This window comes from Ruegeria sp. YTSA226 (assembly GCF_059609905.1).
On the sequence record NZ_JBXWMQ010000004.1, the window covers coordinates 145,729 to 162,645 of the forward strand.

Consider the following 16,917-nt stretch of genomic DNA (forward strand, 5'->3'; position numbering starts at 1 on the left):
TTCATCTGGCCAAAAATATCTCGGGGCTGAATTGACCGCAGGCCAAGAAGGGGCTGCCCCTTAACGCCCTATCGGCCCTTGACGCGGCCTGACACTGCGCATACCCACGTCTCCGCGCGGAGGGCCGGATGGCCGCTGGGGTGCAAGCCCGAGAGGAAAGTCCGGACTCCACAAGACAACGGTGCCGGGTAACGCCCGGGCGGGGCAACCCGACGGAAAGCGCCACAGAAATCAGACCGCCACGACGTGTCGAAGGTTCGCCTCCGGCAAAACGTGGTAAGGGTGAAACGGTGGGGTAAGAGCCCACCGCGCCCCTGGCAACAGGGGTGGCACGGCAAGCCCCACTGGGAGCAATGCCAAATAGGGTCCCCACGCGGGCAGGTCGGCGTCCGCCGATACCGCCGCTAAGTGCGTCTTGGCCGAGAGGGACCGGGTTGGCAGCTTGAGCCGTGCAGCAATGCACGGCCTAGAGGAATGGTCATCGAAGGGGGCAACCCTGGAACAAGATCCGGCTTACAGGCCCTCCGCGCGTTAATATTGCTAAGACGAATCGCGTTGTTCCACAGGTGGGTCACGGCTGGAGTCATCCTTTGATACAGGTCTTGCTGTGGCTGCTGAGCTGGCATCCCTTGTGGCCGAAATGGCCGCGTTAAGGTCTGCGATAAGCTGGGGGCAGGGACGATCTTGTGTTTTGATGAAATCTGCGCCGATCTACCCGAATTCAGGTTGACTCGGCTGCATGACCGGGTAAAAGCGCACGCTCATAGGAATTCAACCGAAAGGCCCCTGCCTTTTCGGACGCAGGAGATAACCATGGCGAAGCCGACGACAATCAAGATCCGTCTGAACTCGACCGCGGGCACGGGCCACTTCTATGTGACCAAAAAGAACGCGCGCACCATGACCGAGAAAATGACCGTTCGTAAATACGACCCGGTCGTTCGGAAGCATGTCGAGTACAAGGAAGGCAAGATCAAGTAATCTGCCGTCCTGCTTGGACAGAATGACAAGGGTCCTGTTTCGACAGGGCCTTTTTCGTTTGCGCGACGATGTTTCATACCTGAATCTATCGGCTCAAGGCAGCCGGAGCGCGCTTGGAGGCCGTTGCAGCTAAGCATCAGCAGCCGAGGCATTCGTTTGCCCGCTGGGTTGCTTTTTGGAATGTATTGCAACTACGCTTGAGCTAACCGTTCCAAAATGTTGGCCGTCATGAAAAAAATCTTGTTATCCACAGCAACTATTCTGGCTCTCGCAGCCTGTGAAGACCCCTATAACCGCGAGGGTGTTGGCTTTACGGGCATTGATGGTGAGCCGCGGAGCATCAGCGAAGTGCCGGGTGCGGCGGCGTTTGTTCCAGAGTCCACCAATGTTCCGGCCGAGTTGGCAGAGCTACCCCCGGTCCGAGTTTCAACGGACGAGACCGATCCGGGTAAAATTGCACGTGTTGCAATAGAAAATGGCGCGCGCAGCGATACCAGCGCAGTAGTCGTTTCTGGCTCAGATACAAACCTGTTCCTGAGCACTGTTGAAGTGAACGGAACGCTTTTCGGCGTCGTGCGTACCGAAAATAGCCGCACCAGGGTTCCGAATACGATTGGTGCAAACTTTGGTACTGGCGCCGAACAATTCACTGGCTGCTTGCCTGTCGGCGACGTTTATCGCAAAGGTTCAGAAAAGCGCAGTTCCGGATTTGCTGTTCAGTTGAACTGCAGCTAAAGTTCCGTTCGCTTTCAATTCCAAGGCCTCGTCATCAGGACGGGGCCTTTCTTTTTGGGAGCACGTGGCGAGGAGCTGACCGCAGGGCGACCTGCTGCAGGCCGCAAAAGAAAAGGGCGGGTCGTTTCGGACCCGCCCTGTTTATTTGCTGCTGTAATGCGGTGTGCTACTCTTGTTGCCCCATGAACATCAGCAAGAACTGGAACATGTTCAGAAACGAGATATAGAGGCTCAGCGCGCCGTCTATAGCCGCTTTGTTCAGCCATTCCTGGTCACCATGTGTTGCATGCGCAACGTAGGTGTTTTTGATGTCCTGTGTGTAGAACGCCGTCAGGCCAGCAAAGATAATCACTCCGATTGCCGAGATCGCGAACATCATCGCAGGCGATTGCAGGAACATATTTATGACCATCGCCACCAGCAGGCCGATCACACCCATAATCAGGAATGTGCCCATGCCGCTTAGATTGCGCTTGGTGGTGTAGCCAAACAGGCTCAGACCAGCAAAGGCAATCGAGGTCACAATGAACGTCTGCGCGATCGAGTAAGGAGTGTAGATCATGAACACCGAGCTCATCGAAACGCCCATAACGGCCGCGAATACGAAGAAACCCAGTTGCACCGCCGCAGCCGACCCGCGCCGCATCAGCGCGCCCCAGCCAAAGATCAGGAATGCCAGCGGTGAGAACATCACTATCCATTTCAGCGGCGACAGGAACAGGGTGCCGCCCAGGCTGGTCAGATAACGATCAGCGCCGATCTGAGCAACTGCGTTGCTTGGATCTGAGGTCACGGCAAGACCAGCAATAGCCCAGGCCGCGAGTGCCGTAATCAGCATGCCCACGGACATTGTGCCGTAGACTTTGTTCATATGGGCGCGCAGGCCCTCGTCAATCTGGACAGCGCGCGTACCGGTCGCCGTCCGGATCGTGTCAAATTGTGCCATTAAAAGGTCTCCCTCCACATATTCTTTTTGCGTCCCGATGTCAGGCCGCGCTCCTCGCAAATATCGTCAAGTGCGGGCTGTGTTTCAAGGGTTTAACGTGGGAAACAGGCTAAAACACGCAACAAAAATGGCGGCTTCGAGGTGTCAGCCGCCATTCAGTGGTAAAAGTAGTGGATTAGGTTCATTTTTGCCAGAATTCCGGAGCATCCCATATGCGGCGTTTTGCTTCGGCTTCGGCTTCTTCACGGGTAATGCCGATATCGAGAAGGGCGCGGTCGTCCAATCTGGTGAGCTGACAGCGTTGGCGCCGTAGCGATAGCGCATCCAGAACAGAAGTGAGCTTAAAGCGCTGCCGTGGCTTGCAATATGTTGAAGCTGTGATTTGCGTCATAGCCTTGTCCTTTCGGTTTTACTGATGTGTTGTGCCTATTGCATCAACTTCCTTGATTTATATGGAGGGCTGTGACACATTTTGAAAATGAATATTATTGAACACATCCATAAGGAATCGTGAAGATGCGAAATCTGGACATCACCACTCTCCGCTCCTTTGTGGCAGTTGCCGATCAGGGTGGCGTGACGCGGGCAGCCGGTTTCCTGCACCTGACACAATCTGCCGTATCGATGCAGCTAAAGCGGTTGGAGGAGCTTTTAGGTCTGGAGCTGCTGGACCGAAGTGGCAGAACCATCGCGCTGACAGCGTCGGGAGAACAGCTTTTGGCCTATGCCAGACGCATGATCTCGTTGAATGACGAGGTGATGTCCAAGCTGACGGATCAGGCCTATGAGGGCGAGGTCGTTCTTGGTGTGCCGCATGATATCGTCTATCCGGCGATTCCCCGGGTGCTGCAGCGATTCAACGCGGATTTCCCACGCGTCCGTGTGCAGCTTATCTCCTCCTATTCGCTGCAACTGAAGGATATGTTTAAGCGCGGAGACTGCGATTTGATCCTAACGACCGAGGCGACAGTGGGGCAGGGGGCCGAGACGATTGCCGAGCTTCCTTTGCGCTGGATTGGTGCGCCGGGCGGGTCTGCCTGGCGAAAACGCCCCATTCCGCTAGCGCTTGGGCGTCGGTGTCTGTTCAGGCCGCAGGTCATTGCTGCGCTGGATGCGGCTGGAATTCCCTGGGAGCTTTCGGTGGAAACCGAAAACGACCGTACTATCGAGGCAACGGTCAGCGCCGATTTGGCGGTTCATGCCATGCTCGAAGGGACAGAGGCCGCACATCTTGCCCAGATCGATTCGGGTGGCGTCCTGCCCGAGCTTCCTGCGCATATGATAAATCTGTATGGCGGCGAAACTGGCCGCGGGGCCGTGGTTGAGGCGTTGGCGACGCTGGTGCGCCAGAACTTTCGTTTGCTTGGGGGGGTGCCGCTCAAAGCCGTTGTCGGTTGATTATCCCTCAGGGGGTTATGACGACTTTCCCGGTGGCCGTCCTGTCGCGCAGCATGGCCAGTCCGCGTTCGGCTTCGGACAGGGGCAGGACATGGCTGATATGCGGTTTGATGCGGCCCTCGCTATGCCAGCGAAACAGCGTTTCAAAGCTGTCCGTCACAATCTGAGGTCGAAACTTCAAGTAGCCTCCGATGTAGAGCCCGATGACTGTCAGGTTCTTGACCAGTAGATGGTTGGCCGGAATTTGCGGCACCTCACCGCCCGCAAAGCCAATGGGCAAGATGCGACCTTCGGGGTTGGTCGCGCGAAAGGCGGCTTTAAATACATCGCCGCCGATCGCGTCATATACGACATCCGCGCCTCCTAATGCCTGGACACGGACGCGGAGATCTTCGGATGCGTCGATCAGATGATCGGCCCCGGCCCTCTGTGCCACCTTGAGTTTCTCACTGCCGCGCGCCTGCGCAATAACCGTGGCGCCCATAAGCTTGCCGATCTCTACCGCCGTCAGGCCGACGCCACCTGCCGCACCGGTCACCAGCAGGGTTTCGCCGGGCCTGAGCCGCGCACGATGATCCAAGGCAATATGGCTGGTGCCATATGTGATCTGAATTGCGGCGGCGTCTTCAAAGCTCATAGAGTCAGGGATTGCGATTGCACGATCGGCGTCGAACACTCCGAATTCAGCGAGGCCACCCTGGCCGGAATAGACAGCGACACGGTCACCCGGGTTCAGGTGGCGTACATTGTTTCCAATTTCGCGAACAATCCCTGCGACTTCCATGCCCAAGGAAAAGGGCGCCACCGGGGTGTCCTGATACGTCCCCTTCTGCATAAGGAGATCCGCAAAATTCAAACCGCAGGCTTTGATTTGAATGCAGACCTGGCTGTCGCCGGGTTCTGTCAGGTCAATATTGCAAAGCTGGGCCTTGGCCCCGTTGGTCTGGATATGAAACGCCAGCATGATTTGGCTCCGTCTTTTCGGGCATAGGTCAGTGCTGTCGTGGTCTTGTCAATCTGTTACCCTGCTGAAGACCCCGTTAATCCGGTGTTGATCAGGTGATTGTTTTCAGATCGGAATCAACGTGTGCGCGGTATTCACAACACAACTATAAACCATTGTTTGTGGAATCAGATTCAACCTTCTTGAAAAAAGCGCCAAAAAACGTAATAGTGCGCTATGGTGCTGATTTGGGGGGCATGTTCCAAATTAGGGAGTGGTTAAGTCGGGCTCGCTAATGTTGCGGTAACAAAGCATGTTGCGCACCCGTATCAGTTGTGTGTGTAAGGGAGGATAGTACCAATGACCCATCACGTCGATGTCCATGTGGGCAAACGCGTCAGGCATCGCCGCTGGCTGATTGGCATGACCCAACAGCAGTTGGCACAGCAAGTTGGTATCAAGTTTCAGCAAATCCAGAAATATGAAACCGGTGCCAATCGAATCAGCGCGTCTCGTCTTTGGGACATTGCCGAGGCATTGGATGTTCCCGTCAGTTTCTTCTTTGAAGGCCTGGAAGAGGTCGAGAAAGGAAGCTCGGATAAGAAATCGGTTCCTGCAGACCTTATGGGCGACAAAGAGGCCCTGGATCTCGTCCGCTCTTACTATGCCATACCGGAAAACCAGCGTCGCCGCCTGTTCGAGCTTGCGCGCGTTCTGAGTGATGTTGCCTGATTTCACGGGTTGACTCTGATCCTGACGAAACGCACGGGTAGCGTATGGATAAGATGTCGCTGAGTGATCTTGAAGTAGCTGAAGAAATGGCCGACGCGGCGCGTGCGGCCATTCTTCCTTTTTTCAGGAAGTCTAATCTTGAGACTTCGAATAAGCTGGATCAGGGATTTGATCCGGTCACTGTCGCCGACCGCGCAGCCGAAAAAGCCATGCGCGCGGTTTTAGCCCGACATCGGCCCCAAGATGGAATATTTGGCGAGGAATATGGGCAGCACGAGGGGCAAAGTGGCCGCACCTGGGTTCTGGATCCGATCGACGGCACCCGAGGGTTTATCAGCGGGACACCGACATGGGGGGTTCTGATTGCGCTTAGCACGCAGGACGGGCCAACCATGGGGATCATCGACCAGCCGTATATCGGGGAACGCTTCATCGGCTCGGCGGATATCGCGCGAAGCCATGGTCCTACGGGCGATATGTCCCTGAAGACCCGTTCAACACCTTCTCTGGACCAGGCGATTCTGTTCACGACCTTCCCCGAGGTCGGCGCGTCGGAAGATCGTGCCGGGTTTGAGGCTGTGTCACAGCACGTACGCCTGACCCGCTATGGAATGGATTGCTATGCTTATGCTCTGCTTGCAGCGGGTCAGGTGGATTTGGTGATCGAAGCAGGTCTGAACGCCTATGACATTCAGGCGCCAATCGCCGTGATTCATGCGGCTGGCGGTATCGTCACAGACTGGCAAGGCGGCCCCGCCCATAATGGCGGTCGGGCTCTGGCGGCGGCAAACCCGGATATTCACGCAGCTGCGCTGGAAATTCTGCGCAACTTCTGAAAATTGTTGCGGCGACCCGGCGAGCGGATTAACCTTGAGCCGGCTGGTTCTTGTGCCCGTTTTCCGCCAGCTTTTGCACTCCATGCATGAAACGGGCGATGCAAGGAGAGCAAGATGACTGATATCCTCATCATAAATGCAGACACGATCCTGACCATGGATGACCAGCGCCGAGAACTTTCTGGCGCGGATATTCTGATCCGAGATGGACAGATTGAACAGATCGGCCATGGGTTGCAGGCGAGCGCTGAGATCCATGATGCAAGCGGATGTGTGGTTACGCCCGGCCTCGTGAACACGCACCACCATCTGTACCAGACCCTGACCCGCGCCGTTCCTGGCGGACAGGATGCGCTTTTGTTCGGATGGCTGAAAACGCTCTATCCGATCTGGTCGCGATTTGGCCCCGAAGAGATGTTCGTATCCGCCCAGATCGGTTTAGCCGAGCTGGCGTTGACGGGATGCACGCTCAGTTCCGACCACTTGTATCTATATCCGAACGGTGCGCGTCTGGATGACACCATTGCTGCGGCTGCCGAGGTTGGCCTGCGGTTCCACCCAACACGTGGCGCTATGAGTATTGGTGAAAGCGATGGTGGCTTGCCGCCGGATTCACTGGTCGAGGCCGAAGCAGCTATTCTCGAAGACATGATGCGTGTGGTCGACGCCTTTCATGACCCGTCAGAGGGTGCAATGTGTCGGGTCGGGCTGGCACCTTGCTCGCCGTTCTCTGTCAGTCGCGACTTGATGCGAGACACGGCCAATCTGGCCCGTGACAAAGGCGTCATGCTGCATACCCATCTGGCCGAGAATGACGAGGATATCGCCTATTCGCAGGAACAATTCGGCTGCCGCCCCGGTCAATATGCCGAGGATTTGGGCTGGACCGGCTCAGATGTCTGGCACGCCCATTGCGTGAAACTGGACGGGGCAGAGATTGATCTGTTTGCACGGTCCCGCACAGGCGTGGCGCACTGTCCCTGTTCGAACTGCCGGTTGGGCTCGGGGATTGCCCCTGTACGGTCGATGCGAGATCGCGGCGTGCCTGTGGGTCTGGGCGTCGATGGGTCGGCCAGTAATGACAGCGGCAATCTGATCCTCGAGGCGCGGCAGGCTATGTTGTTGCAGCGCGTCGCAAGCGGTGCCGATGCCATGTCCTCACGTGAGGCGCTTGAAATTGCCACGCGGGGTGGGGCGGATGTCTTGAATCGGCCCGATTGCGGTCGGCTGGAGCCCGGAAAACGTGCTGACATAGCCATATGGGATACGCGCGGTATTGAAAGCGCGGGCAGTTGGGATCCAGCCGCCCTGTTGCTTGCCGGACCGGCGCGGGTGAAGCACCTGTTTGTCGAAGGTCGCCAGATCGTGCGGGACGGGCAGATCGCAACGCTGGATCTGCCCCGGGTGATTGAGCGACAGAACCGATTGGCCCGCGCTTTGCAACCTTAGGTTTGGACAGGCTGACCCGCGATCCAGACCTCGGCAATCGCCCTGTCATCGCCCATCATGATGGTGGGAAAGAGGGCCTCCCACAGGTCATCGGCGCAGGCCTCGCGCTGAGCTATGGCCGGGGTTGAGGCGAGGTCGAGCACGATCAGGTCGGCCTCCATTCCCGGGGCGATATTGCCGATGCTGTCGTCCAGCCTCAACGTGCGGGCCGACCCTACGGTGCCCAGCCACAGCAGTTGCGCGGCGTGCAGCGGCGTTCCGCGCAGTTGTCCGATCTCATAGGCCGATGCCATCGTGCGCAGCATCGAGAAACTTGAACCGCCACCAGTATCCGTTGCCAGACCAACCCGGTGTCCGTCGCGCATCAACCCTGCCATGTCGAACAGGCCTGACCCGATAAAGGTGTTTGAGGTCGGACAATGGATCAACGCAGCGTCGACCTCACGCAGTCGGTCGCGTTCACGTGCCTCAAGGTGGATGACGTGGCCATACAGGCCGTTGGGACCAAGCAGGCCGAACTTTTCATAGGTGTCCAGATAATCGCGGGCGTCGGGGAACAGGTCGCGTACCCAGGCAATTTCATCAGTCTGTTCGCTGAGATGGGTTTGCATCAGGCAATGGGGATGCTCTGCCCATAATGCGCCCATGGCCTCTAACTGTTCGGGTGTGGAGGTGGGTGAGAAACGCGGCGTAATCGCATAGGACAGGCGGTCGACCCCGTGCCATTTCTCAAGCAAAATCTGGGATTGGTCATAGGCAGTTTGCACGGTATCTCTCAGGCCATCGGGTGCGTTGCGATCCATGCAGGTTTTGCCCGCAACCACACGTTGACCGCGTTGTTTGGCCGCAATGAAAAAGGCATCAACACTCTCGGGATGGATGGTGCAATAGCTGCACATCGTGGTGGTGCCATGTGCCGCTGTCAGGTCCAGATACCTGTTGGCAATCTCAGCGGCATAGGCTGCATCGCCGAATTTCATCTCTTCAGGAAAGGTATAGGTGTTCAGCCAGTCGATCAGGCGTTTGCCCCAACTAGCGATCATGGCGGTCTGCGGATAATGCACATGCGCATCAACAAATCCTGCAAGGATCACGTGCTGACCATGATCCACGACTTTTGCCTCGGGGTGGGCATTGTGCAGACTGTCGGCATCCGATACGCTGGAAATCCGACCGTTTTCGATCAGAACCGCTTCGCTGATTTTGACAGCCTCGGTCGGTTCGCCCTCGAACGGGGTGCCAGTGAAACTCAGGACACGCCCTTTCAGCAGCGTTTTTTGCGCCATACTCATTCATCTCCGCCTGTCTGGGACTGCGAAACAGCATAGGGGCAGGAAAGTTGTCGGTAAATCGGCGCATTGTCATTGTTTTCCGGTAGCTGCTTCTTCTATTTAGGGGCCAATGGGCGAACAGAGCGGGGGCAGATATGACAACAGGTATTAACGAACCCGTAAGTGAACCGACTTCTGATGATGACGCCTATGCGCTGGATCGTCGAACGGTAGCATCCATTCTGTATGCAGTTGATGTCGATGACCGCGACAAGCTGGTCGAATTGATGGACCCGCTGCACGCTGCCGACATCGCCGACCTTCTGGAACAGATCAACCCCTATGACCGCGCCCGGTTGATCCGTCTGTATGACAAAGAGTTCGACGGCGATATTCTGTCTGAACTGGACGAAGGTGTCAGGGAAGAAGTTATTGAAGTCCTGCGTCCCGATGTTCTGGCGGATGCCGTACGCGACATGGAAAGCGACGATGTCGTCGATCTGCTGGAAGACCTTGAAGAGCCGCAGCAAGAAGCCATCCTGGGTGCGCTGGAGGATTCCGAACGGATCGCGGCCGAACAGGCGTTATCCTACCCGGAAAACTCGGCCGGACGGCTTATGCAACGCGAAGTCGTCATGGCGCCCGAGCATTGGACAGTTGGGCAGGCCATTGACTTTATGCGTGCCAATGACGGACTGCCAGAACAATTCTACCATTTGGTTCTTGTTGATCCGCGGCTGAAGCCAACAGCACAGGTAACACTGGGCAAACTCATGGCCACCCGGCGCGAGGTGCCTCTGCACGAAATTGCCGAAGAAGAGTTCTATACCATTCCCGTCGATCAGGATGAAGAGGACGTGGCCTATGCGTTCAATCAGTATCACCTGATCTCGGCCCCGGTGGTGGATGGTGACGGACGGCTGGTCGGGGTGATCACCATTGATGACGCGATGGTGGTTCTGGATGAGGAATACGAAGAGGACATGTTGCGTCTTGCCGGCGTCAGCAACGAAAGCTCGCTGTCCGACAGTGTGGCCGCGACCAGCAGGCGACGCCTGCCGTGGTTGGCGGTCAACCTGTGTACTTCGATCTGCGCCTCGCTGGTGATTTCCCAGTTCGAGGCGGCGATTGATCAGTTGGTGGCGTTGGCCATTCTGATGCCGATTGTGGCCTCGATGGGGGGCAATGCGGGGACACAATCGCTGACTGTCGCAGTGCGAGCCCTGGCAACGCGCGACCTGACCGGTGCGAACGTGATGCGGGTGATCCGACGGGAACTGCTGGTGGGCATGTTGAACGGGCTGTGTTTTGCCACCGTTCTGGGCGTGGTGGGAATGTATTGGTTCGGCTCGCCGTTGCTGGGTGTCGTGATTGGCTCCGCTCTGGTCGTGAACATGGTGATCGCAGGCTTTGCAGGTACGGTAGTACCGGTCGTGCTAGACCGGATGGGTATTGACCCGGCGCTGGCGTCAGGAACCTTTGTGACGACAACGACGGATGTCATGGGATTCTTTATCTTTCTTGGGCTTGCCAGCGTGGTGCTATTGTGACCGATCTGACCGAAATCAAAGCAACCGCGCGCAAGGCGGCCTTTGCCCGGCGCAAATCTGCGTTTGATGCAAATCCGCCCGGTGCCGCCGGGCGACTGTCTGAAATTCTGGCCGGGCACCGCGGAGTACCCCTGTCGGGTTATATGCCCATCCGGACCGAGAGTGACCCGCTGCCCGCCATGGCCGAGGCGTCCGCTTACGGCCCGGTGGGCGTACCGGTTATTCAGGCGGCCGGACAGCCGCTGAAATTCTCTCGTTGGACGCCCGAAGGCAGGCTGAAGGATGGCCCGTTTGGCGCCAAAGTGCCCGAGGTCGATGACTATTTCGATCCCGAAATTCTGATCGTTCCGCTGGTGGCATTCGATGCAAATGGAGGGCGTCTGGGTTATGGGGGCGGGTTCTATGACCGGACATTGGAAGGGCTGCGCGCGAAACGCCCGACTCTGGCCATCGGTTTTGCCTACGATGCGCAAGAAGCAGACGGGCTGCCGCTGGAATCGACGGATCAGCCGCTTGATATGGTAGTAACTGAAAGCCGAGTGTTGACCTTTTAACGAAGGTATCAGCCCTGGTTTTTAGCGCGAAAATACTCCCAGGCATTTTTTTCGGTGCCATCAGGCAATATGCACACGCCGGTCTGGCCATTCTCTCCGTCCCGAATTTCATACCTCCCACCGCTATCGATGCAATAGATGGCCGAGGGGTTTGGCAGCTGTGGGTTTGAGTTGACCGCTTGCTCTTCCGAGCAGGCAGCAAGCGTGGCACAGACACCAAAGGTCAGACCGATCCGAAACATAAAGAATCTCCTAAATAAAGAGTTTTGCCGTTCATTGGGTCAGCTTAACGGCTTGTACTTGCGAATTGCCACACTTAGACGGTTTCTATGAGGATACTTTTTCTGGGTGACGTTATGGGCCGCGCTGGACGCGCGGCTGTTCAGCAACATCTGCCACGTCTGCGCGACGAATGGCGGCTGGATTTCGTGGTGATCAATGGTGAGAATGCCTCGAACGGAATGGGTTTGACCGGGGATCATGCCAAGCTGCTGTTAGATGCAGGGGCGGATTGCCTGACGCTGGGCGACCACGCTTTCGACCAGAAGGACATGTTGCAATTCATCGAGAGCGAACCGCGCATTGTGCGCCCTGTTAACTTTGCCAAGGGTGCTCCGGGACGCGGGCATCGTCTTTATACCGCCCCTGGCGGGCGCAAGGTTTTGGTCGTACAGGTGCTGGGGCAGGTCTTTATGAAGCGGCCCTTCGATGATCCGTTTTCGGCGATCGAGCCAATTCTGAAGTCGCACCCGCGCGGCGGTCAGGCCCAGGCGATCATCGTTGACATGCATTGCGAAGCCACATCCGAGAAGATGGCGATGGGGCATTACTGCGACAAGCGCGCCAGCCTTGTGGTCGGGACGCATACGCATGTGCCGACCGCAGATGCTCAGATCCTTCCGGGGGGAACAGCCTATCTGACCGATGCCGGGATGTGCGGGGATTACGATTCTGTCATTGGTATGGAAAAGCTGGAACCGATGCGCCGGTTCATCACCGGCATGCCCAAGGCGCGGTTTACGCCTGCAAATGGCGAAGCAACGCTAAGCGGTGTGTTCGTGGAAACCGATGATCGCAATGGTCAGGCAAAATCCGTGCAAATGGTGCGCGTTGGGGGTCGCTTGCAACGAGCCGGGCCGCAATAGCGCGACGTTGGGCTTGCCCTGCTGCCCGCAATACGGGAAACTGCCCGACGGGCGCGCAAGCTGGGCCAGGGTTCGGACTGAATACCACGAATGCAATTTCTTCAACTGACAGAAACGGGCAGCGCGATCGTGGCGCTATTGGTTGTCGCAGGCATGTTTGTCATGTTCCTGCGCGAGGCTTACCCGACCGAGGTTGTCGCCATCGCGGGCGTTGCCCTGATGCTGGTGACCGGTATCCTGCCCTATCAAAGTGCGTTGGCAGTTCTGTCCAATCCTGCGCCGTGGACGATTGCGGCCATGTTCATCATCATGGGGGCCTTGGTCAGAACCGGGGCGCTGGATTCCTTTACCGCGACTGCGCAGAAACAGGCGCAGGTTAACCCGCGTATCGCGATTGCCATGCTGATGGGGTTTGTGGTTCTGGCCTCGGCGGTGGTGTCAAACACACCCGTGGTCGTCGTGATGATCCCGGTTTTTGTACAGATTGCCCGCACGTTGAACGTGCCGGCCTCGAAACTGCTGATCCCGCTCAGCTATGCTGCCATCATGGGGGGGACGCTGACACTGATCGGCACCTCGACCAACCTGCTTGTGGATGGTGTCGCGCGATCTCAGGGTCTGGCTGCATTCACGATTTTCGAAGTCACGCCCTTGGGCATCGCAGTGGTGATCTACGGCATGATCTATCTGCGCTTTGTTGCGCCGCGCCTGCTGCCTGAACGCGATAGCATGGCCTCGCTTCTGAGTGACCGGTCCAAGATGAAATTCTTCACCGAGGCCGTCATCCCGCCTGACAGCAACCTGATCGGGCGCGAAGTGACAGGAGTGCAACTGTTCAAGCGTCCCGGCGTACGCCTGATTGACGTGGTCCGCGGGGACGAGTCTTTGCGGCGCAACCTCAAAGGGGTGACGCTTGAAGTTGGGGATCGCGTGGTCCTGCGGACCGAGATGACCGAGTTGCTGAGCCTGCAAAGCAACAAAGAGTTAAAGCGTGTTGATCAGGTTTCTGCGGTCGAGACCAAAACGGTCGAAGTGCTGATCACACCGGGGTGCCGTATGGTTGGCCGAACGCTGGGCGTGATGCGCCTGCGCCGCCGCTATGGTGTCTACGTTCTGGCGGTACATCGGCGGAACCAGAATATCGGTCGTCAACTAGACGACCTCGTGGTGCGAGTCGGGGATACTCTGCTGTTGGAGGGATCACCTGCCGATATCCAGAAGCTTGCCGCTGATATGGATATGGTCGACGTGACACAGCCCTCAGCGCGGGCGTTCCGCCGCAATCACGCTCCGGTGGCGATTGGCGCATTGATCGGGATCGTTGTATTGGCCGCATTGGGTGTGGCGCCAATTCTGTTGCTCTCCATTCTTGCGGTCGCTCTGGTTCTGGTCACCCGCTGCATAGACGCGGATGAGGCGTTTTCCTTTATCGAGGGGCGGCTTCTGGCGCTGATATTCTCGATGCTGGCCATCGGGGCCGCGCTTGATAAGTCTGGGGCGGTTTCCTTGATCGTCGATGCAATCGCACCTGGGCTAAGTGCGCTGCCACCGTTCCTGATCGTTTGGGCCATCTATGTTTTGACCTCGGTGCTTACCGAACTCGTCTCCAACAACGCCGTTGCGGTAGTGGTCACGCCAATCGCAATCGGGTTGGCGCAGGCCGTCGGCGTAGACCCAAGGCCGCTGGTAGTTGCGGTGATGTTGGCGGCATCTGCATCCTTTGCGACACCAATCGGATATCAGACCAACATGATGGTCTATGGTCCGGGGGGATATCGGTTTGTCGATTTCATGAAGGTTGGCATCCCCTTGAACCTGACGGTTGGGCTGCTTGCTTCGTTGCTTATTCCGATCATCTGGCCGTTGTGACACCGGCGCGAACCCGCCGGTTTTGCGCTGACGGTCTTGTAAAGGCTGATCCAGACACAATCTTTTCCTCTAGAACTTGGACGAAAGGACGGGATTATGCCTTTTCCAAAATTTGGTCAGTTGATCGTAATGGGTGCGATTATGGTGGCGCTGATTGGCAGCGATGTATCGGCTGGTTCGGTGACCGGTACCGCCTCCTACCGCGAACGGATTGCCGTGCCTGAAGACGCGACGCTATATATCGAGCTGCAGGATATATCGCTTGCGGATGCGCCAGCGGTAACGCTGGCTGCGCAGCGCTACGTGCTGAGTGGCGTGCCTGCCGAGTTTGAACTGACCTATGATGATGCTCTGATCCGTGACGGGATGACCTATGCGGTGCGGGGGGCAATATATCGTGGGTCACAACTGCTGTTTACGACCGACACGGTGTATCCGGTCCTGACCAATGGTGCGCCGGATACAGCCGACCTTTTGTTGGTCAAGACTGGCGGCCCCACGTCGGCGGGGCTGGAAAACACAAGCTGGACGGCGATTGGTGTGGATGGGGCCGTGCTGAACAGCGAACGCGCACCGCAACTTGATTTTGCGCAAGGCGGTGCCTTTAGCGGCTCAGGCGGTTGCAACCGTTTCACAGGGCAGGCCGAAATTTCCGGAAATTCGCTTACGTTTCCAGACAATATTGCGGCCACTTTGATGGCCTGCCCACCCGAGATGGAGCAGGTCGAGGATCAGTTCTTTGCCGCGCTGCAAAACGTGGTGTCCTATGCGGTGGCGGGCGATAGCCTTGCGCTGCTGGACAGCGCAGGCGACCCGGTTCTGAAATTCATACGCACGCATTAATCAGGCCACAGCGCGCGACCGTCCTGCGTTGCGCCCGGAAAAGATGCAGCCGCCCAGAAATGTGCCTTCCAGTGCGTTGTATCCGTGATAGCCGCCGCCGCCGAAACCGGCGACCTCTCCTGCGGCGAACAACCCGGGAACGACCTGACCGTTTGGACCGATCATCTGACTGTCGAGGTTGGTCTGCAAACCGCCCAGCGTTTTGCGCGTCAGCATGTGAAGTTTGACCGCGATTAGCGGCCCATTGGCAGGATCAAGGAACTTGTGTGGTTTGGCGGTGCGGATCAACCTGTCACCCCGATAGTTGCGGGCCGTCAGAATAGCCGCCATCTGCGCGTCCTTGGTAAACGGGTTGTCGACCTGTGAGTCCCGGGCTTCGATCTGGGCGCGCAAATGCGCCTCATTGATCAGATCGCCACCCAGTTGGTTCATGCCGCTGACCAGTTCGGTCAGAGTGTTGGCAACGATGAAATCTTCCCCGTGTTGTTTGAAGGCCTCGACCGGCGCGGTGGCTTGCGATCCTGACAAAATGCGCTGACGGATAACCTCTTTCCAACTGCCCGAGGTGAAATCCGGGTTCTGTTCCGACCCGGAGAGCGCAAATTCTTTTTTGATGACTTTCTGCGTCAGTACAAACCAGCTGTATTCATAACCGGTCTTCAGGATCTCTTTCAGCGTGCCCAACGTGTCGAACCCCGGCAAACAAGGGGGCAACAGACGATTGCCGCGCGCGTCAAACCACATAGAGCTTGGGCCGGGCAGGATACGAATTCCGTGCGATGGCCAGATCGGGTTCCAGTTTTTGACGCCCTCGGTGTAATGCCACATCCGGTCGCCGTTGATCACATGTCCACCGGCCTTTTCGCTGATGGGGATCATGCGGCCGTCAACGTGGAACGGCACGCCCGCGATCATGTCTTTGGGTGGTTCGCCCAGGCGGTCGCGCGGCCAGTTCTTGCGCACCATTTCGAAATTGCCACCAATACCGCCCGAACTGACGATGACCGAAGGAGCATAGACCTCGAATTCCCCAACCTCTTCCCGGTTGGTCTTGGCGCCATGCGCGGCTGCGTCCTCAGCCAAGACCTCTCCCGAGACGCCTTTGGCACAGCCGTTTTGCATAATGATATGGCTGACTTGGTGGCGGAACTTCAGCTGGATCAGGCCTGTGCTGACATGTTCGCGCACGCGACGGATGAAATGTTCCAGAACACCAGGGCCGGTGCCCCATGTGATGTGGAACCGAGGTACCGAATTGCCATGCCCATCGGCATAAGAACCGCCACGTTCGGCCCATCCAACCACAGGAAACCATCGCAGCCCCATATCGTGCAGCCAGGGCCGCATTTCACCGGCGGCGAATTCGACGTAAGCCTCGGCCCATTTGCGGGGCCAAGCGTCTTCTTCGCGGTCAAACTGCGCGCTGCCCTGCCAGTCACGCAAGGCCAGTTCGTGGCTGTCCCTGATGCCCATCCTGCGCTGTTCCGGCGTGTCGACCATGAACAGTCCACCGAGGCTCCAGAACGCCTGACCGCCGAGGAAATGACCGGGTTCCTGATCCAGTATGATCACCTTTTTTCCGCGGTCGCCTAGCTCGGCCGCGGCCGCAAGCCCGGCCAGCCCAGCCCCAACGACAATGGCATCTGCGGTGTTATTGGACATGTT

At 57.5% G+C, this 16,917-nt stretch carries 17 protein-coding genes and 1 other RNA gene; 12 read left to right on the forward strand and 6 right to left on the reverse strand.

The annotated features are described in order from the left end of the window. Window positions 1–116: 116 nt before the first annotated feature. The 3 genes from rnpB (at window position 117) to AC2FFF_RS07780 (ending at window position 1,716) form a co-directional block, all read left to right on the forward strand. An RNA gene (gene rnpB / locus AC2FFF_RS07770) (RNase P RNA component class A) lies at window positions 117–532 on the forward strand. 281 nt (window positions 533–813) lie between these two features. Then, window positions 814–981: a 50S ribosomal protein L33 gene (gene rpmG, locus AC2FFF_RS07775; RefSeq protein ID WP_007799108.1), complete on the forward strand. Its 168-nt coding sequence runs from the start codon at window positions 814–816 to the stop codon at window positions 979–981. 216 nt (window positions 982–1,197) lie between these two features. Next, the gene (locus AC2FFF_RS07780) at window positions 1,198–1,716 is read left to right on the forward strand and encodes a hypothetical protein (protein ID WP_142636739.1); all 519 of its coding nucleotides are present in this window, start codon (window positions 1,198–1,200) and stop codon (window positions 1,714–1,716) included. Between the two features lie 166 nt (window positions 1,717–1,882). Here AC2FFF_RS07780 and AC2FFF_RS07785 read toward each other — a convergent pair whose 3' ends face one another. After that, window positions 1,883–2,662, reverse strand: a complete 780-nt coding sequence (locus AC2FFF_RS07785) for a Bax inhibitor-1/YccA family protein (protein WP_271949406.1) — start codon at window positions 2,660–2,662, stop codon at window positions 1,883–1,885. 181 nt (window positions 2,663–2,843) lie between these two features. Beyond that, entirely contained in the window at window positions 2,844–3,053 is a 210-nt protein-coding gene (locus AC2FFF_RS07790) for a DUF1127 domain-containing protein (RefSeq protein ID WP_281972718.1), read from the reverse strand. Between the two features lie 125 nt (window positions 3,054–3,178). On the opposite strand from AC2FFF_RS07790, the gene AC2FFF_RS07795 reads away from it, so the two are divergent. Further along, window positions 3,179–4,060, forward strand: coding sequence for a LysR family transcriptional regulator (locus AC2FFF_RS07795; RefSeq protein WP_142636745.1), 882 nt, complete (start codon window positions 3,179–3,181; stop codon window positions 4,058–4,060). Between the two features lie 7 nt (window positions 4,061–4,067). Here the strand turns inward: AC2FFF_RS07795 and AC2FFF_RS07800 are convergent, their stop codons facing one another. After that, a complete protein-coding gene (locus AC2FFF_RS07800) occupies window positions 4,068–5,024 on the reverse strand; it encodes an NADPH:quinone oxidoreductase family protein (protein ID WP_281972719.1) in 957 nt (318 codons plus the stop codon). A 339-nt stretch (window positions 5,025–5,363) separates the two neighbouring features. On the opposite strand from AC2FFF_RS07800, the gene AC2FFF_RS07805 reads away from it, so the two are divergent. The 3 genes from AC2FFF_RS07805 to AC2FFF_RS07815 all read left to right on the forward strand — a co-directional run bounded on the left by AC2FFF_RS07805 (window position 5,364) and on the right by AC2FFF_RS07815 (window position 8,020). Beyond that, on the forward strand, window positions 5,364–5,735 hold the full coding sequence (locus AC2FFF_RS07805) for a helix-turn-helix domain-containing protein (protein WP_142636749.1): 372 nt from the start codon (window positions 5,364–5,366) through the stop codon (window positions 5,733–5,735). Between the two features lie 44 nt (window positions 5,736–5,779). Further along, the gene (gene hisN, locus AC2FFF_RS07810) at window positions 5,780–6,571 is read left to right on the forward strand and encodes a histidinol-phosphatase (protein ID WP_281972720.1); all 792 of its coding nucleotides are present in this window, start codon (window positions 5,780–5,782) and stop codon (window positions 6,569–6,571) included. Window positions 6,572–6,685: 114 nt separating this feature from the next. Next, window positions 6,686–8,020: an 8-oxoguanine deaminase gene (locus tag AC2FFF_RS07815; protein ID WP_281972721.1), complete on the forward strand. Its 1,335-nt coding sequence runs from the start codon at window positions 6,686–6,688 to the stop codon at window positions 8,018–8,020. On the opposite strand, the gene guaD is transcribed toward AC2FFF_RS07815, so the two are convergent. After that, on the reverse strand, window positions 8,017–9,306 hold the full coding sequence (guaD, locus tag AC2FFF_RS07820; RefSeq protein ID WP_281972836.1) for a guanine deaminase: 1,290 nt from the start codon (window positions 9,304–9,306) through the stop codon (window positions 8,017–8,019). The genes AC2FFF_RS07815 and guaD overlap by 4 nt on opposite strands. Before the next feature lie 140 nt (window positions 9,307–9,446). Here guaD and mgtE point away from each other — a divergent pair, with 140 nt between their 5' ends. After that, the gene (gene mgtE, locus AC2FFF_RS07825; protein WP_142636755.1) at window positions 9,447–10,841 is read left to right on the forward strand and encodes a magnesium transporter; all 1,395 of its coding nucleotides are present in this window, start codon (window positions 9,447–9,449) and stop codon (window positions 10,839–10,841) included. Continuing rightward, entirely contained in the window at window positions 10,838–11,395 is a 558-nt protein-coding gene (locus AC2FFF_RS07830; protein ID WP_281972722.1) for a 5-formyltetrahydrofolate cyclo-ligase, read from the forward strand. The genes mgtE and AC2FFF_RS07830 overlap by 4 nt, the downstream gene beginning before the upstream one ends. Before the next feature lie 8 nt (window positions 11,396–11,403). On the opposite strand, the gene AC2FFF_RS07835 is transcribed toward AC2FFF_RS07830, so the two are convergent. Beyond that, window positions 11,404–11,637, reverse strand: coding sequence for a putative hemolysin (locus tag AC2FFF_RS07835; protein ID WP_142636759.1), 234 nt, complete (start codon window positions 11,635–11,637; stop codon window positions 11,404–11,406). A gap of 87 nt (window positions 11,638–11,724) precedes the next feature. On the opposite strand from AC2FFF_RS07835, the gene AC2FFF_RS07840 reads away from it, so the two are divergent. The 3 genes from AC2FFF_RS07840 to AC2FFF_RS07850 all read left to right on the forward strand — a co-directional run bounded on the left by AC2FFF_RS07840 (window position 11,725) and on the right by AC2FFF_RS07850 (window position 15,252). Next, the gene (locus AC2FFF_RS07840; RefSeq protein ID WP_281972723.1) at window positions 11,725–12,540 is read left to right on the forward strand and encodes a TIGR00282 family metallophosphoesterase; all 816 of its coding nucleotides are present in this window, start codon (window positions 11,725–11,727) and stop codon (window positions 12,538–12,540) included. A 90-nt stretch (window positions 12,541–12,630) separates the two neighbouring features. After that, window positions 12,631–14,409 (forward strand): SLC13 family permease, encoded by a 1,779-nt coding sequence (locus tag AC2FFF_RS07845; protein WP_281972724.1) that lies wholly within the window; start codon window positions 12,631–12,633, stop codon window positions 14,407–14,409. A 96-nt stretch (window positions 14,410–14,505) separates the two neighbouring features. Next, the gene (locus AC2FFF_RS07850) at window positions 14,506–15,252 is read left to right on the forward strand and encodes a YbaY family lipoprotein (protein WP_281972725.1); all 747 of its coding nucleotides are present in this window, start codon (window positions 14,506–14,508) and stop codon (window positions 15,250–15,252) included. Here AC2FFF_RS07850 and AC2FFF_RS07855 read toward each other — a convergent pair whose 3' ends face one another. Then, entirely contained in the window at window positions 15,253–16,914 is a 1,662-nt protein-coding gene (locus AC2FFF_RS07855; RefSeq protein WP_142636767.1) for an FAD-binding dehydrogenase, read from the reverse strand. It lies immediately after the preceding gene. Window positions 16,915–16,917 lie beyond the last annotated feature (3 nt).